Raw genomic sequence first — 25,321 nt, 5'->3', positions numbered from 1 at the left:
CAGCTACACCTTAACCGCGCCAAAGCGCCGGTCGCGCGCGCCATAACGGCCCACAACCTGTGCAAACTCGGCCTCGGTAAAGTCCGGCCACAGCGTGTCGATAAATTCGTATTCGGCATAGGCCGACTGCCACAAAAGAAAGTTGCTGATCCGCGCCTCACCACTGGTCCGCACAACGAGATCGGGATCTGGCAACACGCTGGTATCAAGGTATTTGGCCAATGTTTCGTCCGTGACGTCCTTGTAGGACAACCGGCCCTGTTCAACATCATAGGCCAGACGCTTGGTCGCGCGGGCCACCTCGTCGCGGCCCCCGTAATTCAGCGCAATCGTCAGATGAACAGCATCATTGTCGCTGGTCAGCAATTCGAGATCATCCATCATCCGCACCAGACGTTCGTCGAGACGGACACGGTCACCAATAAAGCGGACCCGCACACCTTCGCGCAGCAAATCCTGCGCCTCGCGCTGGATATACCGGCGGAACAGTTTCATCAGACCCGAAACTTCGGTCTGGGTTCGTTTCCAGTTTTCAGTCGAAAATGCGAATATTGTCAGATACTTGACCCCAAGCTTCGGACAGACGTTAACGATCTCGCGCACACGCTTTGCGCCTGCGTGATGGCCAAACAAACGTGGCCGACCTCGCGACTGTGCCCACCGCCCATTGCCATCCATAATCACGGCAACATGACGCGGCCCTTGGGTCTCTGTCTCAGACATTGCGTCTCACTCTATTCAATCATCAAATGTTATATAAAAAAGAGACCCCGAACAATCGCGCGGGGTCTAAATGTCTTAAACTTGCATGATCTCTTCTTGCTTGGTCTCCAGCGCACCATCGACCTGCTTGATAAAGCTATCAGTCAATTCCTGCACTTCGGTTTCCCAAAGCTTTTGATCATCTTCAGGCATGCCAGCGGCTTTGCCCTTTTTGATCTGAACCATTCCGTCGCGGCGCACATTGCGCACAGACACGCGAGCGTTTTCGGCATAGCTGGCCGCAACTTTTGTTAGCTCGCGGCGACGCTCTTCGTTCAATTCGGGGATCGGCAGCATGATGATGGTGCCGTTCATTTGCGGATTAATGCCCAGACCGCTCTCGCGGATGGCCTTTTCGACCTTGTTGACCAACCCCTTGTCCCAAACGTTGATCGTCACCATGCGTGGCTCTGGCACGTTCACAGTACCAACCTGATTGATTGGGGTCATTGTGCCGTAGGCATCTACCATCACCGGCTCGAGCATCGAGCCAGAGGCGCGACCTGTCCGCAACGACGCAAATTCGGTGCGTAGGTTTGCCATTGCGCCATCCATGCGGCGTGTCAGGTCGTCAGTATCAATTTCTAGATCATCGCTCATCGCTCAGGTCCCGTCTTGTTTGCCATAACGGCGGGTTTTCCTAGATATACCGCCAACACAGGGGGCTTGTATAGCCTCGTCCTGTGCAGCAGTGGCGCAGATTATTCGCAAATAAGGCGGTCTGACTCAGTCGTGGACGCGGGTGTAGGTGCCCTCGCCCGCCAGAATGCCACGGAACCCGCCGGGTTCGTCTAGGCTAAAGACGATGATCGGCAGGTTGTTATCGCGCGCCAAAGCGATCGCGCTGGCATCCATGACACCCAGATGCTTTTGCAGCACCTCGTCATAGGTCACATCGTCATACCGCACCGCATCATCATGCTTGGCTGGGTCTTTGTCATACACACCGTCAACCTTGGTGCCCTTAAAGATCGCCTCGCAGGCCATCTCGGACGCGCGCAGCGTGGCCGCAGTGTCCGTAGTGAAATACGGGTTGCCTGTGCCCGCCGCGAAAATGCATACGCGCTTTTTCTCGAGGTGGCGCACCGCGCGTCTGCGAATATACGGCTCACAGACCTGATCCATCGGGATAGCGCTGATCACCCGTGTGTGGATGTCCAACTCTTCCAATGCAGATTGCATCGCCAGTGCGTTCATGACGGTCGCCAACATGCCCATATAGTCGGCCGTGGTCCGCTCCATGCCCTGTGCGCTGCCTTGCAAGCCGCGGAAAATGTTGCCGCCGCCGATCACCATGCAAATCTCGACACCCATCTCGTGGACTGTCTTGACCTCTTTGGCGATCCGCTGAACTGTCGGGGGATGCAGGCCGTACCCTTGATCCCCCATCAAGGCTTCACCTGAAATCTTCAAAAGGACCCGTTTGAACGCCGCAGTTTCGGTGTCACTCATCGCAGAAGTCCCCTTGCTCTTTTGCTTCGCCACAAAATGTAGCAAAAAGAGAGTAGGTTCAATGCCCCGCGTGCGGGTTTTCTAAATGGATTTAAAAATTACATAAAGAACGCGCTGCAAGATGATAAATATAAAAGATATACCGACCCAAAGATCTGTTCTGATTGCCGGCGCAACCGCAAGTGGCAAATCCGCGCTCGCGCTGGATATCGCCCAATCTGGTGGTGGTGTGATCGTCAATGCAGACGCGTTGCAGGTTTTTGGTGGCTGGTCGATCCTCACAGCCTGCCCTCAGGCGGATGATTTGGCCCGCGCCGCGCACGTTCTTTATGGCCATGTGCCCTATGATGCGTCCTATTCTGCGGGGGATTGGCTGCGCGATGTCACGCCTTTTGTCACCGGACCCGAGCGTCCCATCATTGTTGGCGGCACTGGGCTTAACTTTGCGGCCCTGACCCAAGGACTCGCCGATATTCCCGAAACACCTGCCGATGTGCGCGATCACGGCAACACGCTGACGCTCGACGCCTTGCTTGCCGCCCTTGATCCGCAGACCACCGCACGTATCGACACCCAAAACCGCGCACGGGTCCAGCGCGCGTGGGAGGTGCTGACTGCCACCGGTCGCCCGCTTGCTGATTGGCAGGACGACACACCGCCGCCGCTGCTGCCGCTTGACGCCTGTACACCTATTGTGCTGAACGCGGACCGCGACTGGTTGAACGACCGCATTGCACGCCGCTTTGATCTGATGATTGAAATGGGCGCGCTAGACGAAGTGGCCGCAATGGCCCCCACTTGGGACGCGAACCACCATTCATCCAAGGCAATCGGCGCATCGGAACTGATCGCACATCACCACGGCAAAATGACCCTCGACGATGCGCGTGCTGCTACCATCACCCAGACCCAACAATACGCCAAACGACAGCGCACATGGTTCCGAAAACGTATGCGCGATTGGAACGCGATCGCCCTGTCCTAGCCAAATCTACACATCGGCCCCTGACCCATATCTTGAGACGCACCCTTGCCCATTTCCCATATCTCGTGGCTTCAAAAACAAGGGGTTATCGGATAATCTTTCACTAATCGAACATCGCTCGGTAAAAGCGTCCAAGTTCGAACCCCGTCAAAAAATGGCGGACCAAAGGCAGAGACAACAGGCAAAGAACGGGGCAGTTCATGACAGTTACAGATATTTCCGCTTTTGCGGACAAAACCGGTGTCGACACTGAGCGGCTGGAAATTGTATCGATTACATCGCTGGCACAGCACGGTCATTGGCGCACGGCCGCTATGCGCAGCCATGCTGCTCCACGCCTGTTATGGATCACCCGCGGTCAGGGCCGCATTACCCTATCGGGTCAGACCCGCGGTTTTGGTGCAAACAACCTCATCTATATCCCACCTGGCACTCTGCATGGATATGACGTGGGCGTGCACACCTTTGGTCAACAGATCACCCTGCCACTGTCTCTTGCCGGTGACTGGTCTGCACAGCCAATCCATTTACGTCTACGAGATGTCGTACAGCAAAAGGAATTCATGTCCCTGCTCGATAACCTCGAGCGCGAAAACGCATCAACCGACCCCGGCAGTGACCGCGCAGCAGTCCACCACGCCGGCATGATCAGCGTTTTTGTCGAGCGCCAAACGCGGCTTTTGTCCGAAACCACCCTGCCCGACAGTTCTGCCGCACGTCTGGTGCGCCGTTATACTAAACTAATCGCGACGGAATTTCACAGCGAACAAGGTGTCACGGAATATGCCCGCAAGCTCAACGTCACCCCGACACATCTGACACGGTGCTGCCAACAAACCTGTGGCCGCTCCGCCCTCAAGCTCTTGAATGACCGAATTTTATTCGAAGCGCGCAAGCAGTTGTCTGAAACCAGTCGCCCGATTTGCGAGATCGCATCCAGCCTTGGATTCCGCTCGGCCGCCTACTTCACTCGCCGCTTTCAGGCCGAAACTGGGCTCACACCGTCGGCATTTCGCGCGCAATCGACCGTGCACCCGCAGCATTCTGCGTCCAGACACTGAATCCTCAGCCAAAGCGTCTCGGAGTCGCAAACAAACTAGTTAAATGTCGCATTTGTGACCCAAATTCAGAAACCAACCGTTGACCTTGTAGTTTAAACAATGCCGAATGGCAGACACACCGCGGGGGAGCGGCACGGCCATTTGGCTGAAAAAGATGTCACAAAGCAATTGCTTGGAATGACGCTGTCACCCTCCCGCTGCACGTAATGTGTCAACAGGGAGAAAAGTATGACGCAGTCAATGAACACACATCCAGCGGCCAAGATGTATGCGGATGAGCACGAGGCAGGCGATCTTAGCCGCCGCGAGTTCCTAGCACGCACAACCGCATTGGGTGTCACAGCCGCTGGTGCTTATGGCCTGATCGGTCTTGAAACACCGGCTCACGCAGCAGCACACGCAACCAAAGGCGGCACATTGCGCATGCAGATGGAAGTCCGCGCGCACAAAGACCCACGCACATACGACTGGACCCAGATGGCGTTCGTCACTGCTGGCACAACTGAATATCTGGTCGAGTACAACTCTGACGGTACGTTCAACGGCATGCTGGTCGAAAGCTGGGAAGCAAACGCAGACGCGACAGAGTACACTCTGAACGTGCGTCAGGGCGTCAAGTGGAACAACGGCGACGACTTTACAGCTGACGACGTGGCCCGCGTCATCACCGGCTGGTGTGACACGTCCCTCGAGGGTAACTCGATGGCGTCGCGCATGACATCGCTCGTTGACGAGGCCACTGGCCAAGCGCGCGACGGTGCGATCTCTGTTATGGACGCAAACACTGTGAAACTGGTTCTCAACGGCCCAGACATCACTGTGATCCCTGGCATGGCAGACTATCCTGCCGCTGTGACACACGCATCATACGATGCAGCAGCCCCTCTCGACCAGTTGGTCGGCACAGGCCCAATGGTCATCACCTCGAACGAAGTCGGCGTCAAAGCTGTCCTCGAAAAAGGCGACCACGCTTGGTGGGGCGACGAAGGTTACGAAGGCGGTGGTTTCCACCTCGACCGTATCGAATACGTCGACTACGGCACAGACCCATCCGCATGGTTGGCTGCTGCTGAAGCAGAAGAAATCGACGTGCTCTATGAAAACGTCGGCGACTTTGTAGAAATCTTTGACGGCATCGGCTGGAACAAATCCGAGGTTGTCTCGGGCGCGACTGTTGTTATCCGTCCGAACCAGCAAGCCGAAGTTGATGGCGTCAAGCCTTACGCAGACAAACGCGTTCGTCAGGCGATTGCTATGGCTGTCGACAACGCGATCTGCCTCGAGCTGGGCAACGCGGGTCTCGGTGTTCCTGCCGAAAACCACCACGTCGCGCCTGTGCACCCAGAGCACGACCCTTCCATGGGCCGCATTCCGCACGATCCAGCAGGTGCTGCTGCCTTGATGGCAGAGGCCGGCATGGCTGACTACGAGCACGAGCTGATCTCGATCGACGACGACTGGCGCAAGAACACCACCGATGCGGTGGCGGCTCAGCTGCGTGACGCAGGTATTCCTGTGAAACGTACAATCTTGCCTGGCTCGACCTTCTGGAACGACTGGGCGAAATATCCGTTCTCATCGACCAACTGGAACCACCGCCCACTGGGCACTCAGGTTCTGGGTCTTGCTTATAAATCCGGTGTGCCGTGGAACGAAGCTGGCTTTGCCAACGACGAATTCGACGCACTGCTGGCAGAGGCAAACTCGATCGCTGATGCAGACGCTCGTCGTGTTGTGATGGGCAAACTGCAGGGCATCATGGTCGAAGAAGGCGTGACCATTCAGCCATACTGGCGCTCGCTCTATCGCCACGCACGCGATGGCGTAAATGGCACCGATATGCACATCGCGTATCTGCCACAGATCTACAAGTACTCGGTCGAGTCCTAAGACGATCTCATAATTGGGCCGCTCCGATATGTCGGGGCGGCCCTTTTTCTCTCGAATACACCGCATGCGCGATTTCTAGACACAGACAACTGTGCGGCGCTGCACCCAACTGACCGACAGGGGCCAAAATGGGACTGTTTATTTTACGCCGCTTGGGGGTGATGATCCTCACGGCCCTCTGCCTGACATTTATCGTCTTCTTTCTGACGAACCTCTTTCCGAACCTTGAAAAACTCGCGAAAAATCAGGCGAACAACCGAATGTCCGACGCGGATGTTGTCACTTGGCTTGGCAATCGCGGCTATATGGATCCCCTCCCTCTGAAATACGGCCAATGGCTGGGCGTTGTCCCCGGTTATGTGATCGAAGGCACCGACGGCACCACCCGCGCCCGCTGTGCCTCCCCACAACAAGCCGTCGAAGACGCGCCCACATTCTGTGGCATCCTTCAGGGCGAATGGGGCAACTCGACGGTGTTCAAAGACCGCGTGGGCGATATCGTCAGCACTCGACTGGGGCTGACAGGCAAACTGATGTTCTTTGTTATGCTGCTGATGGTGCCCGGTGCGCTGTTGCTGGGCGTGCTTGCGGGTATGCGAGAAGGCTCTCGAACCGACCGCACACTATCGACCTTTTCAATCGCGACCACCGCGACGCCAGAATATGTCTCGGGTGTGATCTTTATCGCCATCTTTGCGTCATCTGCCGTGGGCCTAAAATGGTTCAAAGGCACAGCCACATCGGCGATGGACGATGCGACCTTCAACAACTTCTTTCTGCCGGTGCTAACCATCGCACTCTACGGCATGGGCTATATCGCCCGAATGACGCGCGCCTCGATGACCGAAGTCATGACCGCGCAATACATCCGAACTGCACGGCTCAAGGGCGTCAGCTTTCCTAACATTGTTATGAAGCACGCCTTGCGCAACGCGCTGATCGCACCCTTTACCGTCATCATGCTGCAATTCCCGTGGCTCTTGAACGGCGTGGTGATCGTCGAGACGCTCTTTAACTACAAAGGGTTCGGATGGGTGCTGGTCCAAGCGGCCGGTAACAACGATATCGAACTCTTGCTCGGCGTGTCGGTTGTGTCTGTGATCGTGGTGCTTGTCACCCAACTGATCTCGGACATCGGCTATGTCTTCCTCAATCCACGCATTCGCATTTCATAAGGGGCCAGATCAATGGAACAACTGACTTGGACAGGTGCCCTTTCTGGCTACATCGACCCCGCTCTCTTGGTGCTGATGATCTCACTGGTCGCCTTCATCGTGGCTCAGATCGCGCTTTCTTTTGTGACCGCACCGGGGGCAGTTTCGACCAACCCTGACGGCACATTGAACATCACGCGCGGCCCACAGGAATTTGCTGGTGTGGGGATCAAGATCGCCTTTACCGGCATCGTGCTGTGCCTCTTGGGCTACATCATCTTGGGCGTTGTCATGCCTTACGGCAGCACAGGTATCGTTGGCGCAATCGCCAAACAATTCCTGCCCGTTTGGATCGCCCTGATCGTCACCTATGTGCTGTCGATCACCTTCAAACGCCGCCTCGGGCTCTATGGAAAACTCTTTGACAGCCCCATCGGCATGATCGGCTTCGGTCTGGTGATGTTCTGGGTGTTCACCGCGGTTTTGGGTGGCCCTCTGGATTTGATCGTCACCCATGACGAACTGTCTCAGGTTTCGGGCCTCAAGAACAAAACCCCCGGTATGGCCGTCCCCGGAGCATCCGAAATGATCCCCGGCGCGCACTACCTATTGGGCGGAGATACACTGGCCCGTGACGTGTTCAGCCGTGTTGTCAAAGGCGCTTGGGTCGTTGTGCAAATCGCACCACTGGCCACGATCTTTGCCTTTATGGTTGGTATCACGCTGGGCCTGCCCGCAGGTTACTATGGCGGCAAACTGGATACGTTCCTGTCGTTCCTCGCCAACCTGATCCTCGCCTTCCCAGTGATCCTGTTGTTCTACCTCCTTGTCACACCAGAGATCGTCGCCACAGGACTGCCTAACTTTATGGCGTTGGTTCTGTTCTTGTTCCCACTGATCTTTGTCGCGGTCCTGATCCAGTCGCGGTTCTACACAGAACCCGCGAAACGGACACGCATCATGGCGGCATGGATGATCCCAATGATCATCGTCTACCTGATGATCGTCAGCCAAAAAGGGACGGTCATCAACATCCTGCCTCAGGCGCTCGACCGCTTTGATATCCCCGGCGGTATCCTCGTGGTGTTTGTGTCGGTGGTCTTTGTGAATTCGCCCACCGTGTTCCGTATTGTCCGGGGCCTGACACTGGACATCAAAACCCGCGACTACGTGGCCGCCGCCCAAACCCGTGGCGAAGGTCCGTGGTACATCATGCTGTGGGAAATCCTGCCCAATGCACGTGGCCCGCTGATCGTCGATTTCTGTCTGCGCATTGGCTACACCACCATCTTGCTTGGGACCTTGGGCTTCTTTGGCCTCGGCCTGCCGCCTGAAAGCCCTGACTGGGGCAGCACGATCAACGAAGGGCGCAAGCTCTTGTCGATCTACCTGCACCCTGCTCTGCCACCAGCGTTGTCCCTGTTGTCATTGGTGCTGGGTCTCAACCTGTTGGCAGACGGCTTGCGCGAAGAAAGTCTGAAAGACTGATGCGCGCCCTGTCCCACATCCTGACCCGCTGGGTTGAAAATATTTACGACTTGGTCGCTTTTATTTTCAACCCGCCGCGCGCAGTTCCAATACGCGCCGTTTCAAAACATACAAATTACGTAATTCAGACCCGAAATTACGCAAAATACATAAAACAAGGGGCCAAGCATGACTGATCACACGACCTATGACGGCCCCATTCTGGAAATCGATAATCTATCGATCTCTTTCTTTACCCGCCTGCGAGAAATCCCGGCGGTGATGGATTTTTCCTGCACCGTCCAACCGGGCGAGGCCATGGGTCTCGTTGGGGAATCCGGCTGCGGTAAATCCACCGTGGCGCTGGGCGTTATGCAGGACCTCGGCGTCAACGGACGCATCGTTGGCGGCTCGATTAAATTCAAAGGCCGCGATCTGGGCCAGATGTCCCAAGAAGAGCTGCGCGACGTCCGCGGATCCGAAATCGCCATGATTTATCAGGAGCCTATGGCCTCTTTGAACCCCGCAATGAAGATCGGCAAACAGCTGATGGAAGTGCCGATGATCCACGAGGGCACTTCAAAGGAAGAGGCCTATCAGATGGCGCTCGAGGTGGTCACTGACGTCAAACTGCCCGACCCAAAACGTATTTTGGAGAGCTTCCCGCACCAGCTTTCTGGCGGCCAACAGCAGCGTATCGTCATTGCGATGGCCCTGATGTCCAAGCCCAGCTTGCTCATTCTGGACGAACCAACAACCGCGCTTGATGTGACGGTTGAGGCGGGAATTGTCCAACTTGTCAAAGAGTTAGGCACAAAATACGGCACGTCGATGCTGTTCATTTCGCACAACCTCGGGCTGGTTCTAGAGACCTGCGACCGCATCTGTGTGATGTATTCCGGCGAAACGGTCGAAACCGGCAGCATCCAAGACGTGTTCGACAAAATGCAGCACCCCTACACTCAGGCGCTGTTCCGTTCGATCCCATTGCCCGGTGCTGACAAAAATGCGCGCCCTCTTGTGGCGATCCCTGGCAACTTTCCGTTGCCGCACGAACGCCCAATGGGGTGTAACTTTGGCCCACGCTGCGACTATTTCGAGGCTGGAACATGTGACAAAGGTCCGATCCCGATGTCCGGCGTCAGCTTTGGTGACCGTCACGAAAGCCGCTGCATGCGGATCAGTGAAATCGATTGGGATGCGCCTATAACTGTCGCAGAACAAAAGGAAAAAGGCGAAATTGGCGATGTGGTCCTGCGCATGGACGACCTCAAGAAATACTACGAGGTCAGCGCCAATGCCCTGTTTGGCGGCGGCAAAAACAAGAAAGTCGTCAAGGCCAACGAGACCCTCAGCTTTGAAGCGCATGAAAGCGAAACGCTCGCCATCGTGGGCGAATCCGGTTGCGGTAAATCCACCTTTGCCAAGGTTCTGATGGGTCTTGAGACTGCAACATCGGGCGAGGTTCTGCTCGACAATCAAAGCATCGGCAGCACCCCGATCGAAGCACGCGACACCAAAACCGTGTCCGACGTACAGATGGTGTTCCAGAACCCGTTTGACACGTTAAACCCGTCGATGACCGTCGGTCGTCAGATCATTCGCGCGCTCGAAGTCTTCAAGATCGGCAACAGCGACGACGAACGTCGCGATAAGATGTTGAATTTGCTGGATTTAGTCAAATTGCCACGTGCGTTTTCCGACCGGATGCCACGGCAATTGTCAGGTGGTCAAAAACAGCGTGTCGGCATCGCCCGAGCCTTTGCCGGTGGTGCACGGATCGTTGTCGCGGACGAACCTGTTTCGGCGCTTGATGTATCGGTTCAGGCTGCTGTCACCGATCTGTTGATGGAGATTCAGCGCGAGGAGAAAACCACGCTGCTATTCATCAGTCACGACCTTAGCATCGTCCGCTATCTATCTGATCGCGTTATGGTAATGTACCTTGGGCATGTGGTCGAATTGGGCACAACGGACCAAGTGTTTGCCCCACCATACCACCCCTATACCGAGGCATTGCTGTCCGCCGTTCCGATCGCAGACACAAGTGTCGAGAAAAAGCACATCGTGCTCGAAGGCGATATTCCATCGGCAATGAACCCGCCCCCCGGCTGTCCGTTCCAGACGCGGTGCAATTGGAAATCAAAGGTTGCAGGCGGTCTGTGCGAAAAGGACGTCCCACCGATGAAAACGATGTCCGATGGGCTTCAAATCAAGTGCCACCTGTCAGACGCCGATCTGGCCGAGATGGAACCTGTGATCAAGATCGCAGCGGAATAGGATACTGCCGCGCAGAGCTTTCGCTTTGCGCGGTAACCAACCGAAAAATAAAGAAAATCAGCTTCCCCAGATGACCCGAACATAGTTCTGGGTCTCTTCGAACGGTGGCACACCGCCGTAACGCTGAACTGCGCCAGGACCGGCGTTATACGCCGCAAGCGCCAGCCGCCACGAGCCAAACGTGCGGTACTGTTCGCGCAGATACCGCGCCCCGCCATCTAGATTTTGCGCAGGATCATTTGGGTTCACCCGCAAATACCGTGCCGTTGCCGGCATCAGCTGCGCCAGCCCCAAAGCACCCGCGCTGGATTTCGCATTGGGGTTCCACGCGCTCTCTTGCTGGACCAACCGCAGAAACAGGTCTTCTGGTACGCCATGACGACGCGCAGCGGCTTTGGCTACATTCAGATATTGCCCACGATATGCCCCGTTATACCGCAGCGTGGTGTTCTTAACCGGCACCTCGGCCCGCGGTGGTTGCAGGCGCACGGAATTGGCATATTGAGAGGACGCACGTCCATCCAGCACATTCAATTGAGACTGAAAAATCGCGCTGCTGCTACGGGACGAAACCGTGTCGGACCATACCGGCGCACCGCTTATCGCGATCGCAACAGACAGACTTATACTCGCAAAACGCATCTCAGGACCCCAAGACCTATCCGTTAGAGCGGACTATAGCGCAAAATATGGGCAGGACCAGCCTTCATCCCCTGTTAACCGCGTTCCGCTCATGTAGAGTGCAGACAACTGCAAACAGATTCGACAAAGGGGGCTCTGACATATGGCCGGATCCGTGAACAAAGTCATTCTCATCGGCAATCTTGGGCGTGATCCCGAGGTGCGTACATTCCAAAACGGCGGCAAAGTGTGCAACTTGCGCATCGCAACCTCCGAGAACTGGAAAGACCGCAACACAGGTGAACGCAAAGAGCGCACCGAGTGGCATTCCGTTGCCATCTTCTCGGAACCTTTGGCGCGCGTTGCCGAGCAGTATTTACGCAAGGGATCGAAAGTCTATCTCGAAGGCCAGCTGGAAACCCGCAAGTGGCAAGACCAGTCCGGCCAAGACCGATATTCAACCGAAGTCGTTCTGCGCCCATACACATCAACCCTGACCATGCTAGACGGCCGTAGCGAAGGCGGCGGCGGTGGTGGCAGCGGCTACGGTGGTGGCGGTTACGTTTCTGACCAGTCCGGCGGCAGCTATGGCGGTGGTGGCAGCTACGGCGGCGGCGACGGTGGCGGCGCACCATCAGGTGGTGGCGGCGGTGGCAACATCGACGACGAAATTCCGTTCTAAGATATATGTGTCGGGGCCTTCAATGGCCCCGAACGTCTGCGGGCATTGCCCCCAGACACCACAGGTATCCCAAAAATTTGAACCTTAGGCGGCGTCGCGTAGCGCTGCCAAGATGGTGTTGTGATTCACGTCCGAGGTCACAAACGCCTGACCAATGCCGCGCGCCATAATAAAGCGCAGCGTTCCGGCAACGACCTTTTTATCCTGCCCCATAAGATCAAGCAGGGCCTCAGCATCTGGCAAATCACCAGAGATATCGCGCAGGTCGGTTTTCATGTTCATGGCCCGTAGATGGGCGCGAACACGACTGGGGTCTTCTTGGGAACACAGCCCCATGCGCGCTGAGACGTCAAAGGCCAACGCACAGCCAATTGCGACACCTTCACCATGCAGCAGCCGGTCAGAATAACCCGTTGCCGCCTCAAGCGCGTGACAGAACGTATGACCAAGGTTCAAGAGCGCACGATCGCCCTGCTCGGTCTCATCGCGCAAAACGATCTCGGCTTTCATTTCGCAGGACCGTTTGACCCCATAGGCGCGTTTTTCCATGTCGCCCGCCGCCAATGCAGGGCCGTTCTCTTCGAGCCATTCAAAGAAATTCGCATCGCCCAACAGTCCGTATTTTACGACCTCACCATAGCCAGAGAGAAAATCACGCTCGGTCAACGATCCCAGCACCGCGATATCCGCGATCACTAGGCTTGGTTGGTGAAAGGCGCCGATCAGGTTCTTACCTTGGGGCGCGTTGATGCCTGTTTTGCCACCGACAGAGCTGTCGACCTGCGCCAACAGCGATGTCGGGATTTGCACAAACCGGACACCACGCCGCAATACGGCCGCGGCAAAGCCCGCAAGATCGCCAATTACACCGCCGCCCAAGGCGACAACGACATCCCCTCGCTCTACCTTTTGCTCGAGCAGCCATTCAACCGCGCGACTGAACTGCGGCCACGCCTTGGTCGCTTCGCCCGCAGGCAAAGCAAGCGAGACCATGTCGATCCCGTCCTTGGCCAGCCCGTCGCGCAAAGCCGCTAAATGCAAAGCGGCGACGTTTTCATCGCTCAGAACGGCTACGCGCGGACGGCTCAGCATCGGCGCGATATGCGCGCCAACCTCGGCCAACAGGCCGTCGCCGATGCGGATGTCATAGGCACGGCCCGGCAAGGCCACAGGAACGATTTGAAAAGGTGTCATGTTAGCCTTCTTCGGTCAGGACGTCAGTCCGAGTGCGCAATGTTGCGATCACAGCATCGGTCATATCGTCGATAGAATACGCGGGATCCGCAGCAACAGCGAGGTCTGCCAATCCATAGATCGAACTGCGGTCATTAAAGATCTGCGTCAGCGTGGCGCGCGGGTTAGACGTGCGTAGCAAAGGACGGGTGTCTTTGGATTTAACCCGATCCCACAAGAGATTCAGATCAGCGTCCAACAAGACAGAGATGCCGCGTTCGGTGATGGCCGTGCGATTGCGTTCAGCCAAGAACGCGCCGCCTCCGGTCGAGAGAACTGAGGGGACATCAGTCAGCAAGCGTTCGATCACTTCGGCCTCGCGGTCGCGAAAAAACGGCTCGCCATCACGAGAGAAAATCTCGGCAATGCTTCGTTGAGCCGCCTCTTCGATCTCAGCATCGGAATCGCGAAAGGGCACGTTCAAACGCGCAGACAACGCCCGTCCGACTGCCGTCTTGCCCGAGCCCATCATGCCCACCAAAACAACCGTTTTATGTAGATTCAGCCCCATTCGGCCCCCGATAGAACACTCGCCACATCGGCTGTGACCCGCTCAATTGAAATTTGTGCACTTGAATGGCGTGATCTTGCGCAAAAGGCCATATATAAGTTCGACAACGACCACGTATGACGCAAAGGCAAAAACCATGTGGCGAATGATTAAATTCTTGATTTTACTTGTTATTTTGGCGGCAATTGCTCTGATTGCCTATGCGTATGTCGGGCCGATTTTTTTCGTCAGCGACTTTGCAGCGCCCCAAGAACAAGTGGTCGTGCCGGTTATTTTGGGCACGGAATAGGGCAATTCGGATGACAACGCAGCGCTACACCTCACGGACCACAGGGATCAGCCTGTCGGTTTGTCTGTGTGCGCTCGTATCCGGTCAGTTCGTCGTGGCCCAAGAGACAGGCGCGCCAATGTCAGCAATCGATTGGCTGTCCGAAAGCGTGAGCGACGCCGCGATCGTAGCGCCACCCACCACCTCTATTGTTCCTGACGAGCCCGCTGTCGCCGCCACCGTTGGTGTGCCTCAGGTCACTGTGACACCTCTGGATACGAACACAGGTCAGGCGCTCGGGCTCTTGGCCCGCGAGGTGACGGGTCTACCGTTGGGCCTGTGGCGCCACAGCGACGCAGACACCTTGAATGATTTGGTTGCAGCCCAACAGATAGAGAGCCTGCCAGCCATACAAGATCTGTTGCGAACACTGCTATTGGCCGAGGCGGAACCGCCCAAACCAACCAACAGCACCCCTGATTTATTCTTGGCACGCGTGGACAAACTGCTTGATCTTGGTGCGCTGGAACCGGCTTTGGCTATGCTCGAGCGCGCAGATACAACCGATCGTAACGTGTTTCGGAGGTTCTTTGATGTGGGGCTTTTGACGGGCCAAGAGAACAAAGGCTGCGACATCCTAACCGCGCGTCCTGACTTGGCCCCGACCCTGCCCGCACGAATTTTCTGTCTGGCACGTAATGGTGATTGGAGCGCTGCGGCGTTGACGCTGAACACGGCCCGCGTTCTGGGCGATGTCAGCGATACTGATGACCAATTGCTAACCCTATTTTTGGAACCCGAGCTGGCCGAAGAGGCCGCACCACTGCCGCCTGTGTCCCGTGTCAGCCCGTTGTCCTTTCGGATGCGTGCCGCGATTGGCGACGGGATTGGCACTGCCAGCCTGCCCCGCGCCTTTGCCCAAGCGGACCTGCGTGACACCGCCGGTTGGAAGGCTCAGCTAGACGCGGTTGAGCGGTTGATCCGCACCCAAGCCATCGCGCCCAACACATTCTTTGCCGTCTACACAGATCATCAACCTGCCGCGTCTGGCGGAGTCTGGGACCGTGTTGAAGCGGTTCAAAGGTTCGACACAGCGATCCGTGCGCGGGACCCAAATGCCGTTGCAGCCACCCTGCCCGTGGCGTGGTCTGCCATGCAAAAGGTTCATGCCGAACGCGCGTTTGCCACGACCTATGCTGACGATCTGTCCGGCCTCCCTTTGGGGGATGCGAGCGATCTGCAATTTGAAATTGGCCTGATGTCGGCATCGTACGAAACCATCGCAGTCGATGCCGAGCCTAAGAGCCAACAAGACTGGTTTATGGTTGCGGTCGCGACGGGGCGTTTTGACGAGGTCGCCGCGATTGGCCCCTTGCAAATCGCCATTCAAGCCGCCTTTTCAGGGGCCAAACCCGCCCAAGTCAGCCAAGACCTCGTGGCGAACGGTCAATTGGGCGAGGCGCTGCTGCGTGCAATCGTCCAGTTCAACATAGGCCAGCAAGGCGAAACCGCCGATGTGACCCAAGCGCTCGCCCTCTTCCGCATGGTTGGGTTAGAGGCCACAGCACGACGGGCAGCACTTGAAATTTTGGTGTTGGAGCGTCGGTCATGAGCCACGATATGGCGCTGTGGATTTCCAGTTTTCTCGAGGCGCAAGCGGCCGAACTGGATGCTGCAAGAAACACCCAATTGGCCTATGCGCGTGATTTAACGGATGTCGCTGACTGGTTAAAATCCAAGGGTCTGCATTTTTCATCCGCGACCCAAGGTGACATCGAAAACTATTTGATCTTTTGCGACGCACAGGGATTGGCCAAATCAACGCGCGCGCGTCGCCTGTCGGCGGTCAAACAGCTCTACCGCTTTGCGTTTGAAGAAAGCTGGCGTGCGGACAACCCCGCCATTCAGATCAAAGGCCCGGGCAAAGACAAGCGTTTGCCCAAGACACTCAGCGTCGAAGAGGTCGACAGATTGCTAGAGGCATCTCGGACCTCGGCCAAGTCTGTCGACGACCGCCTGCGCAACACCTGCCTAATGGAATTGCTCTATGCCACTGGCATGCGCGTGACCGAGCTTGTGTCCTTGCCCGTTTCTGCGACACGCGGCGATCCACGGATGCTTTTGATCCGCGGCAAAGGCGACAAAGAACGCATGGTGCCGCTGTCCCCCCCCGCGCGCACTGCACTGGCCGATTGGATCAAACGCTGGGACGCATTGCAGGACGCAGCTGTCAAAGCCGGCAAGCCGCGCGCGCGCCACCTATTTCCGTCTCGTGGCAAAGACGGTCACCTGACACGTCATCGGTTTTATCTGATGATCAAGGAATTCGCAGTTGCCGGAGGCGTGGTCCCCAGCAAGGTCACACCGCACACTTTGCGTCATGCCTTTGCTACCCATTTGCTGGCCAACGGCGCCGATCTGCGATCCATCCAGACGCTGCTAGGCCACGCTGATGTCGCCACCACCGAAATTTATACACATGTTCTGGATGAACGCCTGCGTGAACTGGTGCTCGAACATCATCCGCTTGCCAAGGGCTAGCCCTTGAAGCGGGACGCAACAAACCCCATAACGCTAAATGACATGTCGCAAGAGATACCAATGATTGATGCTGCTTTCTGGGGCACCGCCGGAGCAATTGTTTTGCTTCTGGTCCTGTCCGCTTTTTTCTCGGGGTCTGAGACGGCCCTGACTGCGGCGTCGCGCGGCAAACTGCGCAGCCAAGCAGACAAAGGATCGCGCGGCGCGCGGCGTGCATTGACCATCACCGAAGACAATGAACGGCTGATCGGGTCGGTCTTGTTGGGCAACAACATCGTCAACATCTTGGCTGCGTCTTTGGCAACAGCTCTGTTTACGCGTCTCTTTGGCGAGAGCGGCGTCGCCTTGGCCACTCTCGTGATGACAGCACTCGTGTTGGTATTTGCCGAAGTTCTGCCCAAAACCTACGCGATCACCAATGCCGAGGGTGCCGCCGCGCGGGTCTCGCCCATCATTTCTGTGGTGGTGTTTGTCTTCTCGCCGGTCGTCTCGGCGGTCCGTTGGTTTGTGCGCGGTGTCTTGCGTATTTTCGGCGTTAAGATCGACCCCGACAGCAATGTCCTCGCCGTACGTGAGGAAATTCAAGGTGCGCTTCAGTTGGGCCACTCCGAAGGTGTTGTCGAAAAAGAAGATCGCGACCGGATTTTGGGCGCGTTGGATTTGGCGGATCGAACCGTCGAGGAAATCATGTTGCACCGTTCGGGCATTGAAATGATCGACGCTGGTAACACCCCCGAGGATATCCTGAACCAATGTCTGGCCAGCAAACACACGCGCCTGCCCATCTACAAGGACGAGCCAGAAAATATCATCGGTGTGATCCACGCCAAAGATCTGTTGCGCGCGGTCAATACGCTGTTGCGCACACCGGGCGAAGACGCGTCGTCATTGGCTGATTTCAACGTGATCGAAGTCGCGATGGAGCCGTATTTTGTACCCGAAACCACGCCGCTGGACGACCAGATGCGCCAGTTTCTAGCACGGCACACGCACTTTGCTCTGGTGGTTGATGAATACGGCGCATTGCAAGGTCTGATCACGCTCGAGGATATTCTCGAAGAAATCGTCGGCGAGATTACCGATGAATTCGACGGTGGCGAAGACAACCAGTTGGCCCAGTCGGACGACGGAACTTTTATGGTCGAAGGCAACATGACGATCCGTGACCTAAACCGCGCGAACGATTGGTCCCTGCCCGACGACGAGGCAAACACAGTCGCTGGTTTGGTGATCCACGAGGCACAGATGATCCCAACCGTGGGTCAGGTGTTTTCGTTCCACGGCTTCCGCTTTGAAGTGACCGAGAAACAGAAAAACCGGATTGCAACGCTCAAGGTACGACCGTTGCAACCCGTTGTGACTAGCGGCCTTTGAACAAACCACCAAGGATGCCGCGCACAATGCGGCGTCCTGTTGTACCCTTTAGCTCTTTTACGACGACTTTGGTCAGGGCATCGCCCCAGCCTTTGCCAGACGAGCGGGACCGCGAGGTCGAGCGCTCGACCTTTTCGCCTGAATAGTGGCGGCCCTTCTTGTGTTCGCGCTCTTGCTCTTCCAGCTCTTCTTCTTTTGCTTCTGCATCCGCCGCTTCGCGGGCGGCTTCGTCTGCCCGCTTTGTCAGCATTTCAAACGCACTATCACGATCTAGCAACGTCTCGTACTTGCCTGCCAAATGCGACGTCTTGATCAACTCTGCGCGCTCGGCCGCGGTCAGTGAGCCCAGCTGCGACGATGGCGGGCGGATCAGCGTTCGCTCAACGATCCCAGGCACACCTTTGTCCATCAACATCGAGGTCACCGCCTCGCCTGTTCCGACGTCGCGGATGGCGTCAGCAGTATCAAAGCGCGGGTTCTCGCGGTAGGTCTCAGCCGCCGCCTTAAGCTCTTTTCGGTCCTTGCCCGTAAAGGCGCGCAGGGCGTGCTGCACACGATTACCAAGCTGGCCCAGAATATCCTCGGGGACGTCTGCAGGGTTCTGCGTGATGAAAAACACACCAACACCTTTGGACCGGATCAAACGCGCAACCTGTTCAACCTTGTCGACCAACGCCTTGGGCGCGTCGTCAAACAACAGGTGAGCTTCATCAAAGAAGAACACCAGCTTGGGTTTGTCTGGATTGCCGACCTCGGGCAGCGTTTCAAACAGTTCGGACAAAAGCCACAGCAGGAACGTCGCATAGAGTTTGGGCGCATTCATCAGCTTGTCCGAGGCGAGGATATTGATGCGGCCACGGCCGTCTGTATCCGTCGAAATCATATCAGACAGCTCAAGCGCAGGCTCACCAAAGAGCTCGGCGCCCCCTTGGTTTTCTAGTGTCAAAAGCTGGCGTTGAATTGCGCCGACCGAACTCGTCGCCACATTCCCGTAGCGCAGCGACAGATCCCTGGAATGTTGTCCGACCCAAACCAGCAACGATTGCAGATCTTTGAGATCGAGGAGCGGCAGCCCCTCTTCATCGGCCACACGGAATGCGACGTTCAGCACGCCTTCTTGGGCCTCGGTCAGCTCTAGCAGACGCGCAATCAATAGCGGCCCCATCTCAGCGACCGTGGTGCGCACGGGGTGGCCTTGGTCACCAAAGAGGTCCCAGAACGTGACTGGGAATTTGTCGTATTGCAGATCTAGGCCAATGGTTTCGGCCCGTTTCATGAACGGCTCGTGCAATTTGAACGTCTCGGAACCAGACGCCGCGAGCCCGCTTAGATCGCCTTTGACATCCGATAGGAAAACCGGAACGCCAGCCGCTGAAAAACCCTCGGCCAGAATTTGAAGCGTAACCGTCTTACCGGTACCTGTGGCCCCCGCAATCAGACCGTGCCGGTTGGCATAGCCCAGCTTGAGCTCTTGGGGGACGCCATAGTCCTCGCCACCACCGCCGATAAAGATACTGTCGCTCATAGCTGCCTCGCAAAAAAAATCTATTGGCTAAAATACATTCTTAACATTTACATGCCAGAGTATTCGCCGAGCCCGTGATGTTTTGTTGGATCTGGCTCTATCCTCCCTGTCAGACTTACCGCGCCTCATGCCGAGGTCTTTTTCTGCTTTCCCGTCAAGGTTGCGGAAAATGGTTGGTTTTTTTTAGAATTCCCACGGAAAGTTGTGGTTTAGACTGTTGACGCCCTGTTCCGAGTTTCGTACCGTCTCACGATAAATCGGCTAAGTCCGATAGGGAGAAACGGGAGAAGGGTCCAACTGCGGGCCCTTTTTCTAATTTTAACACTTGATTTCAACACGTTACATTGCCACCGCGATCAGCAGATTCTTGCCCATTCAGGGTGTAATTTGGCGCTGACAGCCCCGTTTAGGCATGGTAAACCGCGTTTGTAGAGACAGCAAACTAGGCTCGGCTCTATGTCATCTAAGGGACCGCACTACGGTTCGTTAACACAGGAATTGGTTCTATGTTGAACATGCTCAAACCCCTCTCATTGGCCGCGTTGATGGCTTTGGCCTCTCCTTTGGCCGCTCAGGAAACAACAACCGAGGCTGAAACAGCCGATCCGGCAGACAGCCTGAGCATGGGAACAGAAGTAACCGACACTGCCGAAGCAAGTGGCCCACAGGTTGGCGAACAATACCTCAAAGAAGAATTTGGTGATTGGGCGCTGCGCTGTCTCAAGACAGAAGCAGGCGACGATCCTTGCCAGCTGTACCAATTGCTGCGCGATGCAGATGGCAATGAAGTCGCCGAGATCAGCATGTTTGCCCTACCCGACGGCAGCCGCGCCGCAGCGGGTGCAACCATCGTGGCACCGCTCGAGACATTGCTGACCGAGAACATAAAGCTTGCGGTCGACGGTGGCGAAACACGCACCTACCCGTTCACATTCTGCAACCGTGCGGGTTGTGTTGCGCGGGTTGGTTTCCGCAACGAAGAGATTGCGTCCTTCAAGCGGGGCGCATCGGCCAAGATCACATTGGTCCCTGCCGGCGCACCTGATCAAACGGTCGAGCTCGCTGTTTCACTCAGGGGCTTCACGGCTGGTTATGATGCGGTTTCTGCCCTGCGTTAAGCCGCCTATCAATTTATGAATTGGGCGCCGCTCTCGTTCATCGAGGGCGGCGTTTTTTGTTGCACGTTTATGTTGGACGGGCCAATGCGAGAACCGCGTTCAACCCGCCAAAGGCAAACGCATTCGACAGGACCATATCAATCTGCGTAGCACGGGCCGATCCCGCAACAACATCCAGATCACATGCTGCGTCCTGATCCGCCACGCCGACCGTTGGTGGCACCGTTCCATCAAGCGCCATCAAACATCCCAGTAGTTCAACCGCGCCTGCTGCTCCAATCAGGTGCCCATGCATCGATTTGGTAGAAGAAACCAACAGATGATCCGCGTGATCACCAAACACGGCGCGGATCGCGGCAACTTCGATTTGATCATTTGCGCGGGTCCCAGTGCCGTGCGCATTGATATAGCCAACCGACTGTGGCGCGGTATTGCCAAGGGCCCTGCGCATCGCCGCTTCAGCCCCATGTTGCGAGGGCATGACAATATCGCGGGCGTCCGAGGTCATCCCAAACCCTGTGATTTCCGCATAGACAGTCGCACCACGTGCTAGGGCCGCGTCGCGATCCTCCAAAACAAAGACAGCGGCCCCTTCCCCTTGGACCATGCCGTCGCGCGTGCTGCAAAACGGGCGGCATCCGGTTGGCGACAGAACGCGCAACCCCTCCCATGCTTTGATCCCGCCAAAGGACAACATCGCCTCGGCCCCGCCTGCGAGGGCGGCTTCGACCATACCCGACGCGATCATCTGATAGGCCTGCCCGATCGCATGGTTCGATGACGCGCAGGCGGTTGAAACCGTATAGGTCGGCCCTGTGACACCAATGCCCATGCTGATGTGGCTGGCCGCCGCATTTGCCATCAGGCGTGGCACCGTAAACGGATGAACCCGTGATTTGCCGTCCTGAAACACAGCGCGGTAGGCATCATTTTGCGTGCCAAAGCCGCCACCCGATGTCCCCATGATGACTGCGGTTCTGTCCGGTGTCAGGGTAATTGCCGCATCCGTCATAGCCTCGCGCGCGGCGACCAAAGCAAACTGCGCAAAACGGTCCAAGAGACCCAGCTGCGGTTTGTCAAAATGCGCGGCAGGCTCGAACCCTCGAACCTCGGCCCCGATCTGAATGCTCAGCCGGTCCGCGTCTTGGCAGGTCAGTGTCCCGATCGCACAGGTCCCATCCGCCATAGCCGCCAGCGTGCTGGGTACGTCTGCACCCAGCGGATTGACCGTCCCCCGTCCTGTGATGACGACTCGGCGCACCACTTATCCTTATCCTTGGGCGCGGCGCAATTGATCCACCGCTGCGATCATCGTGGCGACGGTCGAGATATCAAAGGGGCTGTCTTCGGGCGCATTTGCATTAAACGGCACCGAGATTTCAAACGCTTCTTCGATTGAAAAGATGACTTCGACCAATCCCATACTGTCAATCCCCAAGGCGTCCAGCGTGTCGGTCAGCGCTACATCTGTCGGCTCGAGCACGGCTTGCTCGGCTAGAATAGCAATCATGGTTTTGGTCGTGTCGACGTTAGCCATTGGGATCAATCTTGGACACACGCTCGCGCAGTTTCGCAAAGTCGCGTATCAGGCGCGGCAGACGGCGCAGCGCCTTATAGCTTTCGATATTGGCATCCATGCGCGTCGCCGGATAGCCCAGCATGAAACGCCCGTTCGGTACATTGGACATCACGCTGGTTGAAAATCCGGTCACAACATCAGCACCAATATTCAGGTTGTCCGCCACAGCCGTACGTCCGCCCAATACAGAGCGGTCACCGACCACAACCGATCCTGCGATACCCGTATGGCCACAGATCAGGCAATGCTCACCCAGAACCACGTTATGGCCGATCTGGACGAGGTTATCGATCTTAGTGCCAGTGCCGATATGGGTCGGACGGACGGTGCCGCCATCGACACATGAATTCGATCCAATCTCGACATCATCCCCGATCACAACGCTGCCTAGCGAATGGATACGATGCAACGTCGGATCCTCTGGCACCACGATATCTTTGCCCTCGTGGTTGCCGCGGATTTGCTCGGCAGAGGACGGCTCGGACGTGACAAAGGAAAACCCATCGCCACCGATCACTGCACCGGGTTGTGCGATAAACCGATCGCCAATCACAACGCGTGCGGTGATCCGGACTCCTGCATGGATCAACGCGTCGTCGCCAATCTGAACGCTGTGGCCCAGAGAGACATGCGCCCCAATCACAACATTGCAGCCTACGGTACAATCCGCGCCGATCACAACAAATGGTCCGATCGATGCATCTGCACCAATCTGAGCGGATGGATCAATCACGGCTGTCGGATGCACACCCACGGGCGCATTGCCGCTATCGTCCATCATTTGGGTCAGACCCGCCATGGCGAGACGTGCTCGCGGCGCGATAATGACCGCCTCTAGCCCCAAAGCCTGCCAATCGCAGCCTTCCCAGACCACAGCAGACATCGCATCGCTGTCGATCAAACTGTCGAGATACGCGGGGCTCATCGCCAGTGCCAGATCGTCATGCCCTGCCAGCGCGGGTTCAGTCGCGCGGGACACCAAACGGTCAACAGCACCGAACGCAGATGCATTCAGTGCCGTTGCAATATCTTGGATCGTATAGGCCATAAAAATCCTCAGAAACTCTGAGGACCAGACTTAGCCTCCGACGGCGCGCAAAGCCACCCCTTCGCGCGACAGAGCGTTCCAAATTTTGCCATCACGACCATAGATGTCGCGACGGAAGTTCAATGTGCCACGCACATCGGTGAATGCTGTACGGTATACAATGTGGACCGGAACCGGCTGGTTCAGGTTCACACGGGCCTCAGCAGCGGTCCGCAGTTTGGCCTGAAAGAAGCCCTCTGGATCGGCCGTCTGTTTCGCCAACAATGCATAGGCAAAGTCAAACGGGTCATTCAGACGAATACAGCCGTGGCTATAGGCACGAACTTCGCGGCCGAACAGGTTCTTGGCCGGCGTGTCGTGCAGATAGATGTTGTACTGGTTCGGGAACATGAATTTCACCAGACCCAGCGCGTTACCGCGGCTCGGAGGTTGGCGCATGTTGAACGGGAATGTGCGTGCGCTGTATTGGCTAAAGTTCACGCTCGAGCGGTTGACCACACGGCCACGGCTGTCTGTGATTTCCAAGTGGCTGACCGCGTTAGGGTTCGACTGCAAGCGCGGCAGGTATTCCTTGGTCGCGATCGAGCGCGGGACATACCAGCTCGGGTTGATGACCATGAATTCCATCACGTCCGAGAATTCAGGGCTACGACGGTTGCTGTCGTTTGCACCAATGACCGAACGGGTCTGGAAGGTCACAGCATCGTTGTCGATGATCGACGCGGTAAAGTCTGTCAGGTTCACCCAAACATGGCGCGTACCACGTGGACGGTTGATCCAACGCTCGCGCTCCATTGCTACAATCACTGCCTGCAGACGGCTTTCAGCCGATTTGTTCAGCTCAGTGACCGTGCCCTGTCCGGCAGAGCCATCAGCGTTTAGACCGTGTGCCGTTTGAAAGCGTTGAACGGCTGCTTGGATGTTAGCGTCGTATGTCTGTGTTGCGTTGCCTTCGAGAAAGCCCATGGCGATCAAGCGGTTACGCAGGTTCACAACCTGCTGACCCGATGTGCCAGGTGCGAGCGTGCCAGAAACACGAGCGCCAAAACCGCCCTGTGCCAACAATTGCTCGAGACGCAGTTTTTCGCGCATCAGGCGCGAATATTCGGGTGCCGCAGGTGGCAAGCTGCGCAGGAACGCAGCAGGTGTAGACTGCGCGAATGCAGCAAGTGTTTGTGCACGACCACGATATGGCACTTCGCGTTTGATTTCTCTGTCGACACGCGATGGGACCAAGACACCAGTTTGTACGTCACGTGCGTACTGCAAGAACAGGCGCGACATCTCGACTTCCATCTGGCCCCGCTCTTGGGGGGTCGATGCGGCGCGAAGCTGCGCCTCGATTGTCTCAGGGTTATAGCGGCTCTGGGGCAGTCCATGATCGCCCGCCGTCTCTAGGGCCGCCAAAAACGCGTTGCGGCGCGAACGGTCATTGTTGCCAGTCCAGATCGGTTCAAAATTGACGGCGCGATAAAATTCGGCCAGCGCGGCGTCGCGCGATGCGGCCCCGGCGACCGCTTGTTTAAAGGCGGAAACCTGTGCGACTGCAGCTTTGGGCGCGGCAGCGACAACAAACAGTGCAGAAACAAGCAATGTTAGAGCAAATACTGGTGTGCGACGGGACAGAAACATCAACACATCCTCCCTAGAGATACAAAATGATGCCTCTGGTGTCTTTCACGAGGCAAATAGAGTCCATTCACATTTCCGAAAGACAGGCATTTTGTCTACATGTTGCCGTACTGCGCTGACATATCTGTCACAGTTCCC

Annotated in this window: 23 protein-coding genes; 12 read left to right on the top strand and 11 right to left on the bottom strand. The window is 56.7% G+C overall.

The window, feature by feature from the left end; all coding sequences use genetic code 11:
- Window positions 1–3: 3 nt before the first annotated feature.
- The 3 genes from TR2A62_RS02760 to pyrH all read right to left on the bottom strand — a co-directional run bounded on the left by TR2A62_RS02760 (window position 4) and on the right by pyrH (window position 2,214).
- The gene (locus tag TR2A62_RS02760; protein ID WP_009158702.1) at window positions 4–723 is read right to left on the bottom strand and encodes an isoprenyl transferase; all 720 of its coding nucleotides are present in this window, start codon (window positions 721–723) and stop codon (window positions 4–6) included.
- Window positions 724–798: 75 nt separating this feature from the next.
- On the bottom strand, window positions 799–1,362 hold the full coding sequence (gene frr, locus TR2A62_RS02755) for a ribosome recycling factor (protein ID WP_009159583.1): 564 nt from the start codon (window positions 1,360–1,362) through the stop codon (window positions 799–801).
- Between the two features lie 126 nt (window positions 1,363–1,488).
- Complete coding sequence (pyrH, locus tag TR2A62_RS02750) at window positions 1,489–2,214, bottom strand: UMP kinase (RefSeq protein WP_009160394.1); 726 nt, start codon at window positions 2,212–2,214, stop codon at window positions 1,489–1,491.
- A gap of 121 nt (window positions 2,215–2,335) precedes the next feature.
- Here pyrH and miaA point away from each other — a divergent pair, with 121 nt between their 5' ends.
- From miaA to TR2A62_RS02720, 6 genes are all read left to right on the top strand, one after another.
- On the top strand, window positions 2,336–3,199 hold the full coding sequence (gene miaA / locus TR2A62_RS02745; RefSeq protein ID WP_009157422.1) for a tRNA (adenosine(37)-N6)-dimethylallyltransferase MiaA: 864 nt from the start codon (window positions 2,336–2,338) through the stop codon (window positions 3,197–3,199).
- 200 nt (window positions 3,200–3,399) lie between these two features.
- Complete coding sequence (locus TR2A62_RS02740; protein ID WP_009158285.1) at window positions 3,400–4,260, top strand: AraC family transcriptional regulator; 861 nt, start codon at window positions 3,400–3,402, stop codon at window positions 4,258–4,260.
- A gap of 228 nt (window positions 4,261–4,488) precedes the next feature.
- The gene (locus TR2A62_RS02735; RefSeq protein WP_009158954.1) at window positions 4,489–6,150 is read left to right on the top strand and encodes an ABC transporter substrate-binding protein; all 1,662 of its coding nucleotides are present in this window, start codon (window positions 4,489–4,491) and stop codon (window positions 6,148–6,150) included.
- A gap of 128 nt (window positions 6,151–6,278) precedes the next feature.
- Window positions 6,279–7,325, top strand: coding sequence for an ABC transporter permease (locus TR2A62_RS02730; RefSeq protein ID WP_009159505.1), 1,047 nt, complete (start codon window positions 6,279–6,281; stop codon window positions 7,323–7,325).
- A gap of 12 nt (window positions 7,326–7,337) precedes the next feature.
- Window positions 7,338–8,792 carry an ABC transporter permease gene (locus TR2A62_RS02725; RefSeq protein WP_009160322.1) on the top strand — a complete coding sequence of 485 codons (1,455 nt, stop codon included), beginning with the start codon at window positions 7,338–7,340 and terminating at the stop codon, window positions 8,790–8,792.
- Window positions 8,793–8,960: 168 nt separating this feature from the next.
- The gene (locus TR2A62_RS02720) at window positions 8,961–11,051 is read left to right on the top strand and encodes an ABC transporter ATP-binding protein (RefSeq protein WP_009158180.1); all 2,091 of its coding nucleotides are present in this window, start codon (window positions 8,961–8,963) and stop codon (window positions 11,049–11,051) included.
- Between the two features lie 57 nt (window positions 11,052–11,108).
- On the opposite strand, the gene TR2A62_RS02715 is transcribed toward TR2A62_RS02720, so the two are convergent.
- Window positions 11,109–11,693, bottom strand: coding sequence for a lytic transglycosylase domain-containing protein (locus TR2A62_RS02715; protein WP_040820086.1), 585 nt, complete (start codon window positions 11,691–11,693; stop codon window positions 11,109–11,111).
- A gap of 142 nt (window positions 11,694–11,835) precedes the next feature.
- Between TR2A62_RS02715 and ssb the strand changes: the two genes are divergently transcribed.
- Window positions 11,836–12,354, top strand: a complete 519-nt coding sequence (ssb, locus tag TR2A62_RS02710) for a single-stranded DNA-binding protein (protein WP_009160794.1) — start codon at window positions 11,836–11,838, stop codon at window positions 12,352–12,354.
- A gap of 84 nt (window positions 12,355–12,438) precedes the next feature.
- Here the strand turns inward: ssb and aroB are convergent, their stop codons facing one another.
- Both aroB and TR2A62_RS02700 read right to left on the bottom strand, forming a co-directional pair.
- Complete coding sequence (aroB, locus tag TR2A62_RS02705) at window positions 12,439–13,548, bottom strand: 3-dehydroquinate synthase (RefSeq protein ID WP_009157470.1); 1,110 nt, start codon at window positions 13,546–13,548, stop codon at window positions 12,439–12,441.
- 1 nt (window position 13,549) lies between these two features.
- Window positions 13,550–14,098: a shikimate kinase gene (locus TR2A62_RS02700; RefSeq protein ID WP_009158219.1), complete on the bottom strand. Its 549-nt coding sequence runs from the start codon at window positions 14,096–14,098 to the stop codon at window positions 13,550–13,552.
- 145 nt (window positions 14,099–14,243) lie between these two features.
- Between TR2A62_RS02700 and TR2A62_RS18680 the strand changes: the two genes are divergently transcribed.
- From TR2A62_RS18680 to TR2A62_RS02685, 4 genes are read left to right on the top strand one after another with little or no spacing between them, the layout of a single operon-like run.
- Window positions 14,244–14,387: a hypothetical protein gene (locus TR2A62_RS18680; RefSeq protein WP_223296173.1), complete on the top strand. Its 144-nt coding sequence runs from the start codon at window positions 14,244–14,246 to the stop codon at window positions 14,385–14,387.
- Window positions 14,388–14,397: 10 nt separating this feature from the next.
- On the top strand, window positions 14,398–15,978 hold the full coding sequence (locus tag TR2A62_RS02695; protein WP_009158483.1) for a hypothetical protein: 1,581 nt from the start codon (window positions 14,398–14,400) through the stop codon (window positions 15,976–15,978).
- Entirely contained in the window at window positions 15,975–16,907 is a 933-nt protein-coding gene (locus TR2A62_RS02690; protein ID WP_009158470.1) for a site-specific tyrosine recombinase XerD, read from the top strand. The genes TR2A62_RS02695 and TR2A62_RS02690 overlap by 4 nt, the downstream gene beginning before the upstream one ends.
- A gap of 60 nt (window positions 16,908–16,967) precedes the next feature.
- On the top strand, window positions 16,968–18,281 hold the full coding sequence (locus TR2A62_RS02685; protein WP_223296062.1) for an HlyC/CorC family transporter: 1,314 nt from the start codon (window positions 16,968–16,970) through the stop codon (window positions 18,279–18,281).
- Here the strand turns inward: TR2A62_RS02685 and TR2A62_RS02680 are convergent.
- Window positions 18,268–19,806, bottom strand: coding sequence for a helicase HerA-like domain-containing protein (locus TR2A62_RS02680; RefSeq protein ID WP_009157428.1), 1,539 nt, complete (start codon window positions 19,804–19,806; stop codon window positions 18,268–18,270). The two genes, TR2A62_RS02685 and TR2A62_RS02680, sit on opposite strands and share 14 nt — an antisense overlap.
- Before the next feature lie 506 nt (window positions 19,807–20,312).
- Between TR2A62_RS02680 and TR2A62_RS02675 the strand changes: the two genes are divergently transcribed.
- Window positions 20,313–20,924 carry an invasion associated locus B family protein gene (locus tag TR2A62_RS02675; RefSeq protein WP_009159930.1) on the top strand — a complete coding sequence of 204 codons (612 nt, stop codon included), beginning with the start codon at window positions 20,313–20,315 and terminating at the stop codon, window positions 20,922–20,924.
- 67 nt (window positions 20,925–20,991) lie between these two features.
- Here the strand turns inward: TR2A62_RS02675 and TR2A62_RS02670 are convergent, their stop codons facing one another.
- Genes TR2A62_RS02670 through TR2A62_RS02655 form a run of 4 tightly spaced genes read right to left on the bottom strand, consistent with a single transcriptional unit; the run spans window position 20,992 to window position 25,183 of the window.
- Window positions 20,992–22,185, bottom strand: coding sequence for a beta-ketoacyl synthase (locus TR2A62_RS02670; protein WP_040820081.1), 1,194 nt, complete (start codon window positions 22,183–22,185; stop codon window positions 20,992–20,994).
- Between the two features lie 9 nt (window positions 22,186–22,194).
- Window positions 22,195–22,461, bottom strand: a complete 267-nt coding sequence (locus tag TR2A62_RS02665; RefSeq protein ID WP_009160728.1) for an acyl carrier protein — start codon at window positions 22,459–22,461, stop codon at window positions 22,195–22,197.
- Entirely contained in the window at window positions 22,454–23,551 is a 1,098-nt protein-coding gene (locus tag TR2A62_RS02660; protein WP_009159703.1) for a UDP-3-O-(3-hydroxymyristoyl)glucosamine N-acyltransferase, read from the bottom strand. The genes TR2A62_RS02665 and TR2A62_RS02660 overlap by 8 nt, the downstream gene beginning before the upstream one ends.
- A gap of 30 nt (window positions 23,552–23,581) precedes the next feature.
- Window positions 23,582–25,183 (bottom strand): murein L,D-transpeptidase, encoded by a 1,602-nt coding sequence (locus tag TR2A62_RS02655; protein WP_009159358.1) that lies wholly within the window; start codon window positions 25,181–25,183, stop codon window positions 23,582–23,584.
- Window positions 25,184–25,321 lie beyond the last annotated feature (138 nt).

The organism is Thalassobium sp. R2A62, assembly GCF_000161835.1.
Classification (GTDB): Bacteria; Pseudomonadota; Alphaproteobacteria; order Rhodobacterales; family Rhodobacteraceae; genus Thalassobium.
Note: the sequence above shows the minus strand (reverse complement) of the source record. Positions and strands in the feature narration are given on the sequence as shown.

Excerpts from the sequence above, each read along its gene's own strand:
- TR2A62_RS02685 (WP_223296062.1), top strand. The coding sequence starts at position 16,968 with ATGATTGATGCTGCTTTCTGGGGCACCGCCGGAGCAATTGTTTTGCTT.
- TR2A62_RS02675 (WP_009159930.1), top strand. The coding sequence starts at position 20,313 with ATGTTGAACATGCTCAAACCCCTCTCATTGGCCGCGTTGATGGCTTTG.
- TR2A62_RS02720 (WP_009158180.1), top strand. The coding sequence starts at position 8,961 with ATGACTGATCACACGACCTATGACGGCCCCATTCTGGAAATCGATAAT.
- TR2A62_RS02665 (WP_009160728.1), bottom strand. The coding sequence starts at position 22,461 with ATGGCTAACGTCGACACGACCAAAACCATGATTGCTATTCTAGCCGAG.
- TR2A62_RS02695 (WP_009158483.1), top strand. The coding sequence starts at position 14,398 with ATGACAACGCAGCGCTACACCTCACGGACCACAGGGATCAGCCTGTCG.
- TR2A62_RS02730 (WP_009159505.1), top strand. The coding sequence starts at position 6,279 with ATGGGACTGTTTATTTTACGCCGCTTGGGGGTGATGATCCTCACGGCC.
- pyrH (WP_009160394.1), bottom strand. The coding sequence starts at position 2,214 with ATGAGTGACACCGAAACTGCGGCGTTCAAACGGGTCCTTTTGAAGATT.
- frr (WP_009159583.1), bottom strand. The coding sequence starts at position 1,362 with ATGAGCGATGATCTAGAAATTGATACTGACGACCTGACACGCCGCATG.
- TR2A62_RS02735 (WP_009158954.1), top strand. The coding sequence starts at position 4,489 with ATGACGCAGTCAATGAACACACATCCAGCGGCCAAGATGTATGCGGAT.
- TR2A62_RS02690 (WP_009158470.1), top strand. The coding sequence starts at position 15,975 with ATGAGCCACGATATGGCGCTGTGGATTTCCAGTTTTCTCGAGGCGCAA.
- TR2A62_RS18680 (WP_223296173.1), top strand. The coding sequence starts at position 14,244 with ATGATTAAATTCTTGATTTTACTTGTTATTTTGGCGGCAATTGCTCTG.
- TR2A62_RS02655 (WP_009159358.1), bottom strand. The coding sequence starts at position 25,183 with ATGTTTCTGTCCCGTCGCACACCAGTATTTGCTCTAACATTGCTTGTT.
- TR2A62_RS02660 (WP_009159703.1), bottom strand. The coding sequence starts at position 23,551 with ATGGCCTATACGATCCAAGATATTGCAACGGCACTGAATGCATCTGCG.
- TR2A62_RS02760 (WP_009158702.1), bottom strand. The coding sequence starts at position 723 with ATGTCTGAGACAGAGACCCAAGGGCCGCGTCATGTTGCCGTGATTATG.
- TR2A62_RS02680 (WP_009157428.1), bottom strand. The coding sequence starts at position 19,806 with ATGAGCGACAGTATCTTTATCGGCGGTGGTGGCGAGGACTATGGCGTC.
- TR2A62_RS02725 (WP_009160322.1), top strand. The coding sequence starts at position 7,338 with ATGGAACAACTGACTTGGACAGGTGCCCTTTCTGGCTACATCGACCCC.
- TR2A62_RS02715 (WP_040820086.1), bottom strand. The coding sequence starts at position 11,693 with ATGCGTTTTGCGAGTATAAGTCTGTCTGTTGCGATCGCGATAAGCGGT.
- miaA (WP_009157422.1), top strand. The coding sequence starts at position 2,336 with ATGATAAATATAAAAGATATACCGACCCAAAGATCTGTTCTGATTGCC.
- TR2A62_RS02700 (WP_009158219.1), bottom strand. The coding sequence starts at position 14,098 with ATGGGGCTGAATCTACATAAAACGGTTGTTTTGGTGGGCATGATGGGC.
- ssb (WP_009160794.1), top strand. The coding sequence starts at position 11,836 with ATGGCCGGATCCGTGAACAAAGTCATTCTCATCGGCAATCTTGGGCGT.
- TR2A62_RS02740 (WP_009158285.1), top strand. The coding sequence starts at position 3,400 with ATGACAGTTACAGATATTTCCGCTTTTGCGGACAAAACCGGTGTCGAC.
- aroB (WP_009157470.1), bottom strand. The coding sequence starts at position 13,548 with ATGACACCTTTTCAAATCGTTCCTGTGGCCTTGCCGGGCCGTGCCTAT.